Source organism: Rhodococcus sp. NJ-530 (assembly GCF_003860625.1).
Taxonomy (GTDB): domain Bacteria; phylum Actinomycetota; class Actinomycetes; order Mycobacteriales; family Mycobacteriaceae; genus Rhodococcus_F; species Rhodococcus_F qingshengii.
In genome coordinates this window covers 78,058-94,016 of record NZ_CP034153.1, presented here as the reverse complement: position 1 = coordinate 94,016, position 15,959 = coordinate 78,058, and the positions used below count along the sequence as shown (strand labels likewise).

14 protein-coding genes are annotated in these 15,959 nt (G+C 64.3%); 11 read left to right on the top strand and 3 right to left on the bottom strand.

Annotated features, from left to right (window positions below; genetic code table 11):
• Positions 1–4: 4 nt before the first annotated feature.
• The 3 genes from EHW12_RS34790 to EHW12_RS30360 form a co-directional block, all read right to left on the bottom strand.
• Positions 5–145, bottom strand: coding sequence for a hypothetical protein (locus tag EHW12_RS34790; protein WP_164490639.1), 141 nt, complete (start codon positions 143–145; stop codon positions 5–7).
• Between the two features lie 244 nt (positions 146–389).
• On the bottom strand, positions 390–590 hold the full coding sequence (locus EHW12_RS30365) for a hypothetical protein (RefSeq protein ID WP_020971495.1): 201 nt from the start codon (positions 588–590) through the stop codon (positions 390–392).
• A 145-nt stretch (positions 591–735) separates the two neighbouring features.
• Positions 736–1,236, bottom strand: a complete 501-nt coding sequence (locus tag EHW12_RS30360) for a helix-turn-helix transcriptional regulator (protein ID WP_125052954.1) — start codon at positions 1,234–1,236, stop codon at positions 736–738.
• Positions 1,237–2,295: 1,059 nt separating this feature from the next.
• On the opposite strand from EHW12_RS30360, the gene EHW12_RS30355 reads away from it, so the two are divergent.
• The 11 genes from EHW12_RS30355 to EHW12_RS30305 all read left to right on the top strand — a co-directional run bounded on the left by EHW12_RS30355 (position 2,296) and on the right by EHW12_RS30305 (position 15,952).
• Positions 2,296–3,486 (top strand): insoluble domain protein, encoded by a 1,191-nt coding sequence (locus EHW12_RS30355; RefSeq protein WP_125052952.1) that lies wholly within the window; start codon positions 2,296–2,298, stop codon positions 3,484–3,486.
• Positions 3,487–3,710: 224 nt separating this feature from the next.
• Positions 3,711–4,211, top strand: a complete 501-nt coding sequence (locus EHW12_RS30350; protein WP_125052950.1) for a hypothetical protein — start codon at positions 3,711–3,713, stop codon at positions 4,209–4,211.
• A complete protein-coding gene (locus tag EHW12_RS30345) occupies positions 4,211–6,298 on the top strand; it encodes a cutinase family protein (protein ID WP_125052948.1) in 2,088 nt (695 codons plus the stop codon). Before EHW12_RS30350 ends, EHW12_RS30345 begins: the two co-directional genes overlap by 1 nt.
• 155 nt (positions 6,299–6,453) lie before the next feature.
• Positions 6,454–8,097 (top strand): peptidoglycan DD-metalloendopeptidase family protein, encoded by a 1,644-nt coding sequence (locus tag EHW12_RS30340; protein ID WP_125052946.1) that lies wholly within the window; start codon positions 6,454–6,456, stop codon positions 8,095–8,097.
• A gap of 80 nt (positions 8,098–8,177) precedes the next feature.
• Complete coding sequence (locus EHW12_RS30335) at positions 8,178–8,825, top strand: hypothetical protein (protein WP_124568388.1); 648 nt, start codon at positions 8,178–8,180, stop codon at positions 8,823–8,825.
• Positions 8,822–9,433, top strand: a complete 612-nt coding sequence (locus EHW12_RS30330) for a hypothetical protein (RefSeq protein WP_125052944.1) — start codon at positions 8,822–8,824, stop codon at positions 9,431–9,433. Before EHW12_RS30335 ends, EHW12_RS30330 begins: the two co-directional genes overlap by 4 nt.
• 50 nt (positions 9,434–9,483) lie before the next feature.
• Positions 9,484–10,854, top strand: a complete 1,371-nt coding sequence (locus tag EHW12_RS30325; RefSeq protein ID WP_206434864.1) for a ParA family protein — start codon at positions 9,484–9,486, stop codon at positions 10,852–10,854.
• Positions 10,851–11,285, top strand: coding sequence for a hypothetical protein (locus tag EHW12_RS30320; protein WP_241199194.1), 435 nt, complete (start codon positions 10,851–10,853; stop codon positions 11,283–11,285). Before EHW12_RS30325 ends, EHW12_RS30320 begins: the two co-directional genes overlap by 4 nt.
• A 62-nt stretch (positions 11,286–11,347) precedes the next feature.
• Positions 11,348–12,076 carry a hypothetical protein gene (locus tag EHW12_RS30315; protein WP_125052942.1) on the top strand — a complete coding sequence of 243 codons (729 nt, stop codon included), beginning with the start codon at positions 11,348–11,350 and terminating at the stop codon, positions 12,074–12,076.
• Between the two features lie 16 nt (positions 12,077–12,092).
• The gene (locus EHW12_RS30310; protein ID WP_125052940.1) at positions 12,093–14,378 is read left to right on the top strand and encodes a hypothetical protein; all 2,286 of its coding nucleotides are present in this window, start codon (positions 12,093–12,095) and stop codon (positions 14,376–14,378) included.
• Complete coding sequence (locus tag EHW12_RS30305) at positions 14,378–15,952, top strand: hypothetical protein (protein ID WP_125052938.1); 1,575 nt, start codon at positions 14,378–14,380, stop codon at positions 15,950–15,952. The genes EHW12_RS30310 and EHW12_RS30305 overlap by 1 nt, the downstream gene beginning before the upstream one ends.
• The last annotated feature ends 7 nt before the right edge of the window (positions 15,953–15,959 follow it).

Sequence of the window (15,959 nt, the reverse complement as noted above, 5' to 3'; positions counted from 1 at the left end):
GGGGTCAGTGAATGGCATTGGTGCCCGTGCACATGGCCAGATACAGCGCGAGGCGTACGAGCTGTGCCGTACCGGCGCCGCCTGGGGCTGCTACCGCAGTACGGGCGTAGTACGGATGTAGGCGCGTGCTCGTGAACAGCGACACGCAGAGAAATCATTGAAACTTCATCAGGCCACGATGTAGCCTGAGACCTGTCCGCCAAGACAGTCCCTTCGGGGATATAGCAGTACCGCTGAGAAACGAGCGTCTAACTCGAATCTCACCAACTTCGAAAAACCCTCGACCCCGCCCGGTTCGGGGGTTTTTTGTTGTAGTCGGTGCGCTACAGCTAACGATGTGTGGTTGTCACGGCATCCCCCGCCCGGGTTTGCCGTCTACGCGACGTTCGTTACGCGGTGAGCTGCAAAACCTCCTGGTCAAGTTCGACGACAAGATTCTTATGGCCAGTGGTGGCCGCCAGCAGATCTGCGACGTATTGGCTGACGGAGCTGACTCCGGCCGCCTTCCGCCGCTTTTCCAGCTCTGCGTACACCGGATCTGGAACGCGACTCACAACCCGGGTTCGATCACCCTTGCTTGGTGTGGGCATGCTCTTCTCCCTTCGGCCCGACCTTGCTCCTAGCGATGCAGTGCCAGGTTCCCGTTCATCCTGTGCCAAGATCGCGCAATCGTCACGGTGACACGCCGAAGAAGTGCCGAACTTCGATGTTTGGGTGGAATTATGGGGAGATTTTTTAAGAATCGCGGAAGCGTGTCGCACGCGCTTGACGGTTGTCGCGATCGCGCTGCCAGACCTCAGCGACCAGCTCGGGCGTGACCTTGTACAGCTCCGCAAGCTGCGCAGCCCTGGTCTCGTCGTACTCTTTGCGCCCTTTTTCGATTCGGCCGAGAAGCGTCGCCGAAATTCCGAGAGCTTCGGCAGCTCGCCCTTGAGTCATGCCGGCTTGGGCGCGCAGATCACTGAGGCTAAGTTGGTCATTCGGAATCGGCACAAGGTCAGCAACGGTCAGTCGCAATTCGGCCGCAACCTTGGCTAGCAGCTCGGGAGTTGGTGCCGCACGACCCGTTTCCCATGCAGAGACGGTCTGCTCGGAGACACCAGCGGCGTCAGCCAGGTCTGCAATATTCGCCTTGCGCGCCAGTCGATAGCGCCGCAACCTAGCAGCACTAAAGCCTCGAACAGCACTCCGCGACACGCCTACTCCAAGCTCTCGAGAACCATCCCCGTGAGTCATTGTGTCGCTCCTTCACCTCGCCAACTCGCACTAGTGTTTAAAATAATAGGGTGTTATATTGGTTTCGCATAAAAGGTTACCAAGAAAGAGTCGAGGTCAAGGGACCTATAGGCGGAAAAGGGGGGGCCGTGAGACGATTGAATGAGTTGCCGAACACAAACCGCGCGGTCTACCCTGCAACAGCGTGCCCAGCCTGGGATTCCTCGGTACTTGTCGACGTCGGTACCGCTTGTAGCGCAGAAGAATTTGCACACGTCTATCTGCGTGTGCCTTCTGAGTACGGGCAGGCGATTTGGATGAACTGGTTTCACGCAATGCGCGATGCAACATCCCAGGTCACTCTCAGTGACCGTTCTACTTCAAGCACGAACACAAGGACTTCGGCTACTGCCGAGCGTCGTGCTGTCTCGAAAGCCCCAGGTGCGTTGGTGATTGGCGTCCCCTCACGCACCTGGGGTTCTTTCATGTCTGCGGTGCTGCACGCACCAAAGCGACCAGACCGCAGGCCTTCGAGCCTATGCGGTGAAGTTGAAAACGCAACTAGCCGGAGGCAGTCGTGGGGAACAACTCTGCGCAAAATACCTATTCCAGCTGGGTAGAACAGGACACTCTCAAACGCGGATTCGCTGACCGCGAACTCGGGCGCCCTGTGGACCCTGCGTGCGGCCATGCCGCCCCGAACCCGGTCCGTCGTGCCACACCCCTCGCGGTGGTCGGCAACACGGTCCGTGAAGCGCCCACCCCGCTCCTCCCGCCCGGGGAGCGGGTGGGTGCACCTACTCCACGCTGCATTCCCTTGTTCGCGAGCGTGATTCAGTGCTCGGCGAGGACTCCCGGCACTGTCTGTGTGAGCGTCCCCATCCCCAGCTTTTCCCGCGTTTGCCCGATGGGCCACACCGTACTTCCCACTGCATCAACGGTATTCCGCCGTTTCGTGGACAAGCGTCTGCCCGCTTAGGGCGGCACCGCTTGTCGAAGCGAACCCTGTGGCCGCGTACGGGCCACCCTCAGTCCGCATCAATTCCCCGTATTTACAACCCAATTGGAAGGTTCCACACGATGAAGCATCACAAGTCCGGGCGCGGTAAGCATCGCGCAGTCAAGTCGTCCGCGGTGGCAGCGGGGACGTTCTCACTTCTGGTCGCTGCTACGTTCGCAAACGGTGGTCTCGCGGTCGCAGCACCGCAGCCCGGTATTACCGGCCCCGCACCGGTACAGCCCGGCGTGACCTCACCGGCGCCGTCGACGCCGACCGTTCCTGCACCGGCGCCGTCTGTTCCCGAGGCGCCGGTAGAGGCCTGGGTTCCGGTTCCGCCGCAGTACTCGCAGCCGACGAAGCCGATCCCGAACTGGGATTACGACTCGAATCAGTACGTGGCCCCGGCGACTCCGACGTACACACCGCCGATCGACTACTCGCAGATCCGTTTGCCTGCTGACCCGATCACGACGCCGACCGAGGTGTTCATCGCGCCGCGTAACACGGTGATGGTCGGAAACCTGCATTTCACTCAGCCGAACTGGATGAGTGACAACACTGCCGCCCGCACGAATGCCACCACGAATGCGGCGTTGGCTGCGGTCACCGACTTCTGGATCAGTCACCACATCCCGGCCGATCAGGCGCAGCAGCTCGCAGCGGCGCAGCTCGCCGGAACCGCTGGTGGGGCGATCATTGCGGCCGTGACAGCGGGCGGAACCGCCGCGACGTTGGGCGCCCTGCTGGGCGGCACGATCGGCGGCACGTCCGGCGTCGTGTTGGCTGCACCTGCTTTGACCCCGTGGGGCGTGATTCCGGTGGGAACGGTTGCCACGGCGGCCGGCGCTGCCATCGGTGCTGGTCTGGTTGGTGTTCCGGTGGGCTTGGGTGCCGGAATCCTCGGCGGCTTCGGAGGTTTCGCTCTTGCCACGGCCTACGGCGACGGCACGAACGGTGTACCCACCACGATCGACGTTCCGGACATCGACCAGCCTGCCATCACCACCGAAACGCAGGACACGCTCACCTCATGGGAGCAGTCCGGCCCAGTCGGCACCGCTGCCGCCACGTTCGTTCGTGACACGGCCGCGAATGCTCCTGTCGTCGACGCGCAGATCCGCAGCGCCGTCTCGTCCATTCCAGGCGGCGATGGTGTTGTCGCTGCATTCGACCAGGCAGTAAGTGATTTCCAGGCCGCGACAGAGGTTCCGGGTCTTCCGCTCGGGATGATCGCCGACGCTATCGGCGCCGGTATCCCCGCTGCTGCGTAGCACTCGCAGGCCGGGGCGGGCGTGCGCTCGCCCCGGCCCACTGCCACGGCTTGCCCTGTCGAAGAAGGAGTTTGGAAAAGATGCTTGGGCCGAAAGGATCTGACACCAGGTCCGCAGTGCGTAGTGCGACAGGTGGGACCGGCAGTGCGCCGCCGCGCGGGTCTCGTCTTCCGAAGCGCCCTCGTGTGCCACGCGCCCGAACGCCTCGACGTCAGGTCGCAGCGGTGACGGCACTGGCGATCGCGGTGCTGGTGTTGTTGGTCGGGGTCGTCGTGGGCGCTGCGTCGGTCATCGGCCGGGTTACCGACGACGAGCCGTCGAACATCAGCGAGATCGTCAACTCTGTTGCAACACCGTCGACTACACCTTCTCCGGAACCTGCCGGATGCCCTGTCACAGCCGGTGACCAGAGCAGCGGCGAGGGCGTGATCGCAGCGTTCGAGCATGCGTACTACTCATTGCGCTCGGCTGATGCGGTGATCGCTGTCATGGCTCCTGGGGCCGTGAGCTATTCGCCGGCCGAAGTGCAGGCAGGGATCGACTCGATTCCCGCAGGAACGACGTACTGCATGACGGTAACCGGCGTGACTGCTGGGACGTACGCACTGGAGCTGACCGAGACCAGGCCTTCCGGCAAGGGCGCTTCGCTCTTTCAGCGCATCACGACTGCCGAGATCGACGGTCGGCATTTCATCACGTCCATCACTGATGCAGAGGGAATCTGATGAACATCTCTTCCACCGCCCGCTTCGCGTCGGCGTTCGCCATCATTTCGACGCTGGTCGCGGGCCTCGCGGCCGCACCGCTCCTGGCCAACGCCGCACCGTCCGCTGCGGCGGGCTGCACCAGATACATCGGTGTCTTCGCTCCCGGAACGACCGAGACCCGCGCCGACGCCGATCCGTCGAAGCCTGCCGGAATGTTGGGCCAGGTGGGGGAGAAGCTCGAAACGATGTACGGGCCTAACACCTTCCGTGCCATCTATCCGTCGTACCCGGCCGAAGCGTTTTTGCAGTCCGGCATGACCTACTCGGCTTCGAAGACCGCCGGTGATCAGGCAATGGCGACCGCGATGGAGCAGTGCCCGAACTCGAAGTTCGTCATCGGCGGCTATTCACAGGGCGCGCAGGTCGCCAACGATGTCGCCGTCAACATCGGGGCAGGCAGCGGTCCCGTTCCCGCTTCGTCCGTTCTCGCTGCGGTCATGCTCGCCAATCCGAAGCTCGGCACCGCCGGTTCGCAGGTCGTCGGCCCCAAGCTCGACGGGCAGGGCATCGCCGGTCCGGCGGCGGAAGGCTACGGCGCTCTGTCGGGTCGGGTCTTCGACATCTGCCACCCGGAAGACAAGTACTGCAACACCAACACCGGCAAGGATTCGTTCCTGGCGTCGTTGGGACGAGTGCTTGCCAACCCGCCCGGAACAGTCGCGCCGACCACCGCGACTGCTGTCTCGGCAACAACGACTCCGGCCGTCGCCGGTCAGACCGCGATCACCCCGACTGACACGGTCGCGAAGCCGACGTCGACTCCGGCGGCCGCCGGAACTGCGAATACCTCGGCAGGTGCCGGAACCGCGAACGCGTCGGAGTTCTTGGGCGCGGTGACCTCGAACTACGGTTACGCGGATCTCGCGGCTGCTCCGGGGGCAGCGTCGGCGTTGGCGACCTCGGTGGACAAGCTGCAAAGCGCGGGCGCTCCCACCTCGACGTCGGCGGCGGTCGATGTCGCCGCGGTTCGTCAGCAAGCGCAACTGCTGGCCGGAACCTTCAAGCCGGTCCAACAGACACAGGCGTGGATGGCGGCGAACCCGGCCGCTCGCGACGGGTTGCGCAACGCTCCGGCTGATTCTCCTGAGGCCGCCACGAACTCGGTCGTCGACGTGCTCGACAAGGTCGACGTTTCGCAGGTTCTGGGTGCCGCTGACCAGGTGGTGACGTTGGCGAACAGCATCCTCTCGGGTGGTGGCACCGGTACCGGCGGCACCTACGCGGGCCTGACCGGTCCCGCACAGAGCTTGTCGAACGGTGTGGCTCCACTGGCGGATACACCGACCGATCAACTCACCACCGCCACGTCGATCCTCTCCGCGATCCAACCGGTGACGATCATCAATCAGATCCTCGGCGTCGTCTCGGGTGTGACCTCGGTGGATTACAACGCCGTCGCGGCCAACCTGCAAATACTTCCCGGCCATCTGTTGGCCGGCAACGTCAAAGAAGCGCACCGGGTCGCGGGGGAGCTGAACAACCAACTCTCGCCTTTGGTGAAGATGGCGGCCGGGGTCGATCTGAAATCGGTGTCACGGATCTTGGCACTGATCCCCGATCCGTCCGGCACAGCCGCCTCGGCGGCGCTGGTGGCGAACCTGCTGGGCAACGTCGACATCATCCGCCTCGCCCGCGACGTCGGGCAGCTCCAGGAAGTCGCGTGGCAAGTCGCCGAAACCGGGAACGTCCTGGCCCTCGGTCAGCTCCTCCCGATCGGTGTTGACCTGGCGAACGTCGCGCTCGGTGTCCTGACACCGGGGCAGAAGATGACCGCCGATCAGCTCCACGAACCGGCCGATTCGATGACCACGTTGATGGGTGCGCAGGCGCAGAACTCCGACTTCGTCGGTCTCGGTAACTCGGTCCTGGCGACGGTGACCTCCCAGGATGCGCAAGCACTGACCTCGGTCGTCGACGCCGGATTTACCGCCGCGAGTTTCCTCGGTTCCCGCGTTCACGAGTCCTACGGGCAGTGGTTGATCGACGGAAAGCGAACCGCTCTGGACGCGATGGTCGACATCTACCGACAAGCGATCGGCGGCTAGCGCCTGACGATGGATGAGCCGAAAACGCTCTTGGGCGAGAGCTTTTGACGTTCACCTGCCACTACTCGCACTCGCTCGCGGCCTCGCGGCCGCGATAGGTCCCCACACGTTGCCCAGGCGGGCACGAACGCGACACAACGACAAGGACACCGGCGATGGGTGATTCACCCAGCTCGAACAAGACCGGCCTCAAGGCCACTGGCGGCGTTATCGCCGCAGTGGTCCTGATGCTCGGTTTCGTCATGTTCGGTACCGACAACAACCCCAAAGCAAGCGTCGACTGCCTCCCCACCTCGTCTACGACCGGTTCGGTGGCACCGTCTCCGGGGACCACGACGCAGCCGCTCAAGGCCGGTACCTATCAACTGACGTCGGGTTTCGGTCCTCGCGGTGGTTCCATGCACCGCGGGACCGACTTCGCCGGTCCGCTCGGTACTCCGATTTATGCCGCTACCTCCGGTGTCGTCGCAGAGGCCGGCCCCGCGTCGGGGTTCGGGAACTGGGTCATCATCGACACCGACGTCGACGGGAAGCGGATTTCCACCGTCTACGGCCACATGTCGGCCGGGGCGATCAAGGTCAAGTCCGGTGATCAGGTCACTGCCGGTCAGGAGATCGCCGCTGTCGGAAATGAAGCCGATTCCTCCGGCCCGCACCTGCATTTCGAGGTGTGGGAGGGTGGCCGACTTCCCGACGGCGCCGGGACGCCGACCGATCCCGCACCGTGGCTCGCCGGTGCTGCCGAGCCGTCCGGACCCGCTCCCGCTCCCGCGCCCGGTACGGGTGTTCCGTCTCCCGCGATCGTCAACGCTGCCGCGATCACTCCACTTCCGGCAGGTGCCGGGTGCGGTGGGCCGAGCCTGGGCGGCGGGGGACTCAAGCCGGGCAGTGTGCCTGCGGAGTTCGAACCGTGGATCCTCAAAGCCGCCGGTACCTGCCCCGAGATCACCGCTCCGCTGCTGGCCGGGCAGTTCAAGCAGGAAAGCGGCTTCAACGTCAACGCGCACAACAACGACTCCGGCGCGGACGGCCCGGCACAGTTCCTTCCCTCAACTGCTGCACAGGAAGGCGTGGACGGGGACGGGGACGGAAAGCTCGACATGCGCTCACCGGCCGACGCTGCGATGTCGATGGCGTCCTACGACTGCAAGATGCTCGAGCTGACGAAAAAGGCGATGGCTGACGGCCGCCTGCACGGTGAGCTGATTCCGCTGACGTTGTCCATGTACAACTGCGGCCCGGGAAACACCTTGTCGCAGGGCCAGGTCTGCCAGAACGAGGAAACACGCGGCTACGTCAGCAACATTCAGAAGTTCGCGATCGAGGAATTCACCGATACGTCCGCCCCGGCGGGTCCGATTCCGGGTGGCCCGTCCACCGGCTCGGCGGTCGTCGATGCCGCTCTGCGGTGGCTCGGCACCCCGTATGCCTGGGGCGGCGGCGACGAGAACGGACCCACCAAGGGGATCAGCGACGGGGGAGTGGCAGACAGTTTCGGCGACTTCAACAAGGTCGGGTTCGACTGCTCTGGATTGGTGAAATACGCAGTGGCGCAAGCCACCGGCGGCCGAACGGTCCTCGCCCATTCAGATCAGATGCAGATAGGCGACTCTCGCGGAACCTCGATCACCAACCCCGCCGACCTGCGCCCTGGCGACATCATCCAACCCCACAGCGGCCACATCTTCATCTGGATGGGCGGCGGCAAGGTCGTCGAAGCTCCGCAGTCGGGCGATGTCGTCAAGGTCTCCGACTGGACCCCACCGTCCTCGGGATTGGCAGCGAAACGATTTGCCTGACAGAACAACCCAGACCAGAACATCGCAAGCCGATGACCACCCCGGAATGAAGTTTCACCCGAAGAAAGGTAGATCCGACAATGACGGCATCCGCAGCCACCGAATGGGAACAAGCCGCCGCCGCAGTGCGCGCCGCCGCTGACGAGTTGCGCACCAGCGACTCCTCTGCGATGCGGGCGTGGGCCAAGAGCAACAACCTGCTCTCGCGCAGCATGTGGCCGAAGGTCAAGCGCGAGTTGGTCAAGCAACTCGATCTCGACTACGACGTCCTCCGCGACGCGGAAGCGACCAAGCGCAAGAACGAGATCGCCGAGGCCGCCGCCACCGCACCGTTGGTGGAACTGTTCGCCGCCGGTGACGAGCGGGGCAGCTTCGCTGTACTCGGACCGGTCGACGACGCTGCCTGGTACGGGACATTTCACAAGAACGACACGGTCTTCAAGGAAGGCAACCAGCGCTCGGCAGACGACTCGGCAGCCGGTAAGGCGATATTCCTCGCCGGCAAAGCGCGTGAGGACGCGAACGTTCCCGCGGTGCGGTTGCTCCTGCACATCTCCAATCCGGAGATCGACGGCAACTCCCTCGCCGGCATGGCAGCCAAGCACGGTGTTGCACTCGACCTCGACATCACCGACAACAACCGGGCCGTGGACTGGTGCGAAGAGCCTGGTTACCAGGCGTGGCAGGCGATTCGGTTGTCGGATCTGTTCATCGAGGACGAGTCGTGAAACGCCACCTCGCCGCTGTCGCCGCTGCATCTGCCGTCGCTATTGCCCTGGCTGGGTGCTCGTCGGGCACGGAAGGCACCGCAACCGGCCCGTCCACCACGACGGGCGCACGGGCGCAGCAGTGGTCCCCGAACGAGACGTCCGCCGTCGAGCCCACACGGCCCGCGGCCACCGTTCCGGAACACGCTCCCGAACAGGTCGCCATCGTGGACCGCAGCGATCCGGCTGCCGTCGCCGACGCCGTGGTCACCACTTGGTTCACCTGGAATACCGCTGACGATCGCGGACCCAACGACGCGGCCGCCCGCACCGGCGACCTGCTTACCGAACGCTTCCTCGGCGACGTCACCGGGACCACCCCGACCGGAAGCCCTGGCGGTCAGTGGCTCGAATGGGCTGCGAAGGACGCGCAGGTCTGGCCGACGGTCAGCTCTGTACCGAACCAGGGCGCCGTGGACACCGCGACTGCGGTGCACCGGATGTATCAGGTCGAACAGACCGCGATCGCCGCTGACGGCTCCATCGCCGGCGTCGACACCGTCATCGTCGCCGTCCTGGTCGTCAGCCGCGGCGGCCTGTGGGCCGTCGACGACCTCAAAAAGCTATGACCAGCGAGAAGAACGTCCCCGGAACCACCCCCGCCCCGAAAGGAACTCCCGTGAGCACTCCTGACCCCTACGAAACCCAGAGCAGCTACGACGCCGAGATCCCGGTGAATCTGCGCAGCCAACGTCTGCGCCGTCAGCCTGCCCCCGCTCCGGAACCGGCGCCGACCGAGTCCGTCGAACCTGATCCTGTGGTCGACGAGACCGACACCGAAGCGCTCGACGAAGTCGACGCCGGTTACGCCGATCCGTACGCGGTGGGACAGGACGCGCTCGCCGCGAACGAAGAACCAGCCCCTCTCGCCGAGGTCGGATATGCCGGGCGAAGGTTCGAACGCGCGGGAAACGACATCGACAACAGCCCCGCGACCTGGGGATGGCGTGGCCGCGTCAATGCTGCCGCAGGAATGAAGATGGCGCCGAAGCCGGATTCGGCGGAAGTACGGTTCCGGCAATCGGTCACCCGCATTCAACAGACGTTGCCCGGTTGCATGGTCGTCTCGGTGATCAGCCTCAAAGGTGATGCCGGGAAGACCTCGACGACCATTGCCCTGGCGAACACCTTCGGCCGGCATCGCGGTCACGGCGTCGTCGCGTGGGATGCCAACGAATCCACCGGTTCCCTCGGAGACCGCGCCGCCCGCACCACCGATCCGGAGCTCGGTCCGTGGGACGTCCTCGAGAACGCCCACGCGCTCGCGTCATCTGATGCCGTCTCGGGGGAGCTGGGTCGCTACCTGCGCTTGCAGCCCACACACGATGAGGTCCTGGCGGCCGACATCTCCACCACGCGAGATCGAGGGATCGGCTGGGACGAATGCGCCGCCATCATGGCGGTGCTGCGACGGCATCGGAATCTGATCTTCGTCGACACCGGCAACAACCCCGTCGCCCCGAACTGGCTGTGGGCGGTGCAGCACTCGAACCTGCTGGTCGTACCGCTGCCGCTCCGCAGGGACATGGCGAAGATGGCGTTGCAGATGCTCGAAGGAATAGCCGATCGAGGGTACGGACATCTGGTCCGCTCGGCGATCATCCTCACCGTCGTCACGCCCGGATCGGACCCGAGCCTGGAAGCGGACATCGAGGAAGAGTTCGGCCGACTCGGCGTCACGAACATCATCCGAGTGCCGTACGAGCCGTCATTCGCGACAGGGGAGCGCATCGTCTACGACCGACTCCTGCCGTCGACGACCGAGGCATACACCAACGTTGCCGCCGAGATCGCGGATTCCCTCGCCGCGAGTGTGTACGGCCGCGCCGCCGAATACGCCGACGCGTACGTCCCCGAACAGATCCGTCGACCACCGGAAGCGCCGCGCCGTGCTCCTGCGCCGCGCGTCGCGGCGTACCGCGAATTCGACCCTGAGCGATACCGCGAACCAACACCCGAACCCACCTCACCGAAAGGACGTTTGCGATGAAAACCGTTACTGCACAGGCTGGCTCAGCAACATCGGCTACCACTTACTCGAAGGCGCCGCTAGTGCGGCGGGCATCCGCTGTGGCGATCACTCTTGCCGCAACCGCGGTCGTGCTCCTGCTCTCCGCCGGCGCCGCCAGCGCACAAATCCAGAACCCCATCGACGGAGTCAAGCCGGATCTCAGCGTCTTCGGGCCTGCATTCAACAACGTGTGGGTTCGCGTCATCGGCGGAATCTGGGCCGTTGCGCTCGGTGCGAGCGTGGTCAAACTCATCATGGCGATCTACAAAATGCGCTCGATGAAGGCCGCCGGAATGCCGGCGGAAATGGCCGACGCTGGTCAGGACTTCAAAGTCGCCGGTATCGCATTCGGATGCCTGGCATCGGTCGGCATCATCACCGGCGCGATTCTCTTCGTCGTCGGCGGCTAGCCGACGCATCCCCTGCGTACTCCTTTGCTTTCCAACGCTTTTAACGAGAAAGAGATCTGATCATGGCGAAAGATTTTTCACAGGTGGGATCGGGCAGCGGCCCGTCCTACGCGACCGGATCCCCGAGCAGCGGCCCGGCATCCGGACTTCCGATGTGGGTGAAACTGGCGATCGGGTTCAGTGTGCTCGTGCTGATCGTCGGTATCGTGGCGATCTTCACCTCGGGCGGTGACGATGACTCCAATTCCGGCGCCGACGCGATCCGCGCCGCACACGGACCGACCACCACGATCGACGGCGTTCCGGCCGGATACACCCGCGATCAGGCCGGGGCGCAGACCGCGGCAGTGAACTTCAGCCAGGCGAACGGGCAGACATACCAGGGCCGGATCGACGCTGCGAAACTCCGGGAAGTCGCCGTCTCGTCGAAGGCTACCGACGCTCTGAACACCGTCATCGACGTCTCGAGCGGCCGCACCGACTTGGGGAAGACCGTCAACAACGTGCCGCTGATCGTCACCGTCACCGACTTCACCCAGGATTCGGCCACCGTCTCCGTGTGGGGCATGGGAGTCAGCCAGAGTCCGGTCAGTGAGGGGAGCGACAAGGTCGGCATCCTGACCGTCTATGGAACCGACACGATCACCGTGGTCTGGGAAGACGGGGACTGGAAGGTCCAGGACTGGAAGTTCGTCACCGGCCCTTCCCTCGAAGATGCGCAGTTCCCCGCTACTGATTCGCCGCTCTCGAAGCCCGGCGCGAACGGCTTCTACACGTTCTACGTCAACTAGAAAGGGGGCCTGACTGATGTGGCGCAAACTAATTCTGACCGCGGTCGTGGCATTGTTCGCGATGCTCGGACTGGCGTTGCCGGCGGCAGCGCAGCCGACGGCTGTCCCCAACACCGACCCGGCTCCCGGCGTGCAGAATGCCACTCAGTCGGGCAAGGAACTCCCCAAAGGATTTCCGGATGATCTGAAGAAATTCGTCGCTGGCACAGACGAATTCAAATCCGCCTCGTGGTTCACCGGAGTCTGCAAGGACAAAGGCGGCGACATGGGCCAGTACTCGACACAGGTCATGCACAACGAAAACCGGTTGATGTACTGGACGGCAAAGGAATCCGAGCGGATCGCCGCGTGGGCACCGCAGGTGATGATGTCGAAGAACCCGGCTCTGATCGACGCCCTGGTCGCCGCCGGCGGCGCCGGTACACAGATGTCCGGTGTGGACATGGGGGTGGAGGCCAACCAGAAGGCCGCCCTGAGCATTACCGACGAGTCGATCCTCAAGGGTGTCTACCCGAACACCTACCCCCTCAATGAGGCTGCGGACATGTACCCGCCGTCTCCGACGTGTGCGGACGATCTGGCCCGGTGGACAACGAAAACGACGACCACCTGGGGATTCGAGTGGAGCCCGACACCGGATGCGGCCTCGCTCGCGGTGATGAAGAAGCAACCGAACGCCGACAAGGTTCCCGATGCTGCGTGGACTGCTCCTTGCGGCGGCGGGGACGTTCCGAGTGTTCTGTGTATGCACGCGATGTTCGTCAACTGCGAGCGCGCAACGGTTCGCGAAGACGTCGCCGCCTGCACGGAATGGAACACCAGGGTCGGAAAACTGTTCGGCGGCACCATGAACTGGATCGACCAGAACACCAGTTTCAGTGATCGCCTGGGCGAGACCCTGGGCGGGATGATGAAGGCGACGCCGGCCTATATGGGCGGCAAATACATCGTCGACAGCTACACGTGGGCGTGGGATACGTTCGGAGCCCCGCTCGGTGACCTCATCGACTTCGTCAAGGACCCGTCCGACGTGATCGACTCCTGGGCGAACAAACTCAAAAGCAGCGCCATCAGCACCACCAACTCGGTGCTGACCGGCCTGGCCGGAATCGGTGAGTTCGACCCAGCCCGTGCCGAATTCGTCGCCGTGTACGCGGTCTCGACCGGTATCGGTTTGTTGGTGTTGGTGCTGATGACGATCCTGGCGATCTACAAATCCTCCGACGGCGGCATGACCGGTGAGGAGCTGGCCAAGTCACTGTTCGGGTACATGCCGGCCGGAATCATGCTGATGATGTTCGCGCCCGCCATCGCACAACTGCTGATCTCCCTGATGCACGAGATGTCACTGGCACTGGTCGACTGGATCGGGACGAGCACCGATGAGGTCATCGGCAACATCTCCTCGGTCCTGGGGTCCCTGACCGACTCCACCCTCGTCGGCGGCTCGATCGCCGCGATCGTCGGATTCGGATTGATGTTCCTCGGCGCGATGGCGATGTTCTTCGGATTCTTGATGCACGCAGCAGCATTGCCGATCCTGGCGGTCGTGTGCGGCATCGCCTTCGGCATGTGGGTCCATCCGACCTGGCGCAAGAAAGCCCTGCGACCGGTGATGATGTTCATCGGAGTGGTGCTCTCTAAGCCGCTGATGTTCCTGATCCTTGCCGCAGTCTTCGCAGTGATCAACATCGCCGCGAAGGGCTCGATCGCCGACGACGGCAAGCTCGAATCCCTCGGCCAACTCTCGTTGATCGCGGTCTGCTTCGTGATCATCGGCCTGGCGCCGTTCTCCATGCTCAAGTACTCGCCGATCCTGCCGACCTCCGCCGATTCGGCGGACTTCGGCGGTGGCGGATCTCAAACCGGACAGACCATCGGGTCAGGCGCGCAGATGTTCCAGCAACGTGCAGGCGGTGGAGCCGGTGGGGCCGGTGCGCACAACTCCGAAGCTGCCGGATCTCCCGGACGTCAGATCGAAGGCGGTCCGGTCCGCGGCGCCGCCGGAAACTACGGAGGATCTTCACCCGCGCACGAGAGTTCGGCGTCGAGCACTCACGCTGCTGCATCCGGTGGCCACGGCAATCACCAAGGGGGTGGGGCAGCGACCGCGGCGAAGTCGGCAGGCAAGTCCGGGGGAGCGGAGTCGAAGTTGATGGCCGCAGCGGGCAGCACCGTCGGATTGGCGGCCGGAGCTGCCGTCGTGGCAGCACCGATTGCCCTCGCTGCTGCCGGGGCCGCGATGAACAAGGCCGGATCGGCCGCGCAGAGTGCGCCCGAACATGCGGATGGAGAGAACTGATGAGTGAGCAACGTACAGCGATCCTCGGACGCCAAATCGCACGTCGCGGGCTGTTGCCGTTCCCCGAACCAGTGGTCGCCGCGTGGGCCGGAGCAGTGATCGTCGCGGTGTTCTTATTGTTCGTCGTCGGACAGAACATCTGGGTACTCGGGTTCGATGTGCTGCTTCTTCTCGGGGCACTGGTGTCCACGACAGACATCAACCACCGTGAGTCGTACGCGAGCCGCAAAGCGAAAGCGATCCGCAACAAGCAGCGACGCAAACGCGGTGAGCACGTCTGGGTCTCGCCGACCGACCCGAACTACGGCGACCCGGCAGTAGACCCGGGATGGTCGAACCCGCCGCCGCTGTACCGGACGGCACCAGTGGATCTGATCGGTACCGGTCTCGACGATCTGTTCGTGTTGGAAACCCGCTCACCTGGCGACAACGACCAGTACACGGTGCTGATCGCGATGCAGGGCCTCGCCGAAGGATTGCGCGGCGACCAGGCGTGGGCAGTGACCTCGGCCGCGTTCGGGCGCACTCTGGCCGGGTTCGCGAAACGCTCCTCGTTCGTGCGCGGAATCGAACTGATGAATCGGTCGGTGCCGGCGGACATGACCCCGCACGAGACCTGGATGGAAGCCAAGATCGCCGCCGGGGATCCGGCCATGCAGATCCTTCCGGCGATCCGCTCGTACGGGCAGCTCATCGACCGGGTGGAGCCGTACTCGGAAGGGCACTACTCGTACGCCGTGTTGATCTTCCCGAAGTCCACAGCTCTGCTGATGGAAGGTGCCCGGCTCGCCCGCCGTAAGGGTGCTGAGACCATCGCCGGTGTCGCGCAGGTCATCCGCGACGAAACCGAACGCGCCGTGGCATCGCTGACCCGAGCGGGTATGGGCCGCGTGCAGGTCTACGGCGAACAGCGCACCTGCGCGGTCATCCGCTCGTGCCAGGACCCGAGCTTCCCGCTCGATGCCCACAAGGGTGTCCGGTGGGACAACTGCTGGCCGTCCTACGTCGGCCGGGAGGAATCGGTCGAGGTCGCCGGCAAGTGGAACACCCGAGTGGGCACTATCCCGCCGCGAGCTATCGAACCGGTCGAACTCGGTCCGTTGTGGCTGGCGGACCTGCTTACCGGTGTCGAACCGGATCCGGGTGACGACGAGATCGCCGCCGCCCCGACGATCCGGACGGTGATGGTGCGGATGGACTTCGTCGAAGCCGCCCACGCCCGCACTGCCGCCGTCAAAGACGTCACTTCGGACCGCGCACAGCAGATCCGCGAAGGCCGAAAGGGCAAGGTCACGGACGGATCGTCGGAGGTCGCATCATCAGAGTCCGCGCATCGGCGCTCCGACCTCAAACCGGGCAGCGGCCACCACGGAATGATCTATTCGCTCGCGGTGTCGGTCACCGGACGCGGTGAAGACGATGCCCTGCGTGCGTGCACTCGCGTCGAACAGGCTGCCGCGGACTGCGGTATCGGCGAAATCGAATGGCAGGACAACCGCCACGACGTCGCCTCCTTGCTGACCCTCCCGCTCGGCCGCGGACTCGCGGCCACCAAGTGGACCCGCGCCAAGTAGCGAGCGA

Bases quoted from the DNA above. Each gene is read 5' to 3' on its own strand.
- EHW12_RS30365 (WP_020971495.1), bottom strand. From the start codon at position 590: ATGCCCACACCAAGCAAGGGTGATCGAACCCGGGTTGTGAGTCGCGTT.
- EHW12_RS30360 (WP_125052954.1), bottom strand. From the start codon at position 1,236: ATGACTCACGGGGATGGTTCTCGAGAGCTTGGAGTAGGCGTGTCGCGG.
- EHW12_RS30355 (WP_125052952.1), top strand. From the start codon at position 2,296: ATGAAGCATCACAAGTCCGGGCGCGGTAAGCATCGCGCAGTCAAGTCG.
- EHW12_RS30345 (WP_125052948.1), top strand. From the start codon at position 4,211: ATGAACATCTCTTCCACCGCCCGCTTCGCGTCGGCGTTCGCCATCATT.
- EHW12_RS30340 (WP_125052946.1), top strand. From the start codon at position 6,454: ATGGGTGATTCACCCAGCTCGAACAAGACCGGCCTCAAGGCCACTGGC.
- EHW12_RS30335 (WP_124568388.1), top strand. From the start codon at position 8,178: ATGACGGCATCCGCAGCCACCGAATGGGAACAAGCCGCCGCCGCAGTG.
- EHW12_RS30320 (WP_241199194.1), top strand. From the start codon at position 10,851: ATGAAAACCGTTACTGCACAGGCTGGCTCAGCAACATCGGCTACCACT.
- EHW12_RS30315 (WP_125052942.1), top strand. From the start codon at position 11,348: ATGGCGAAAGATTTTTCACAGGTGGGATCGGGCAGCGGCCCGTCCTAC.
- EHW12_RS30310 (WP_125052940.1), top strand. From the start codon at position 12,093: ATGTGGCGCAAACTAATTCTGACCGCGGTCGTGGCATTGTTCGCGATG.
- EHW12_RS30305 (WP_125052938.1), top strand. From the start codon at position 14,378: ATGAGTGAGCAACGTACAGCGATCCTCGGACGCCAAATCGCACGTCGC.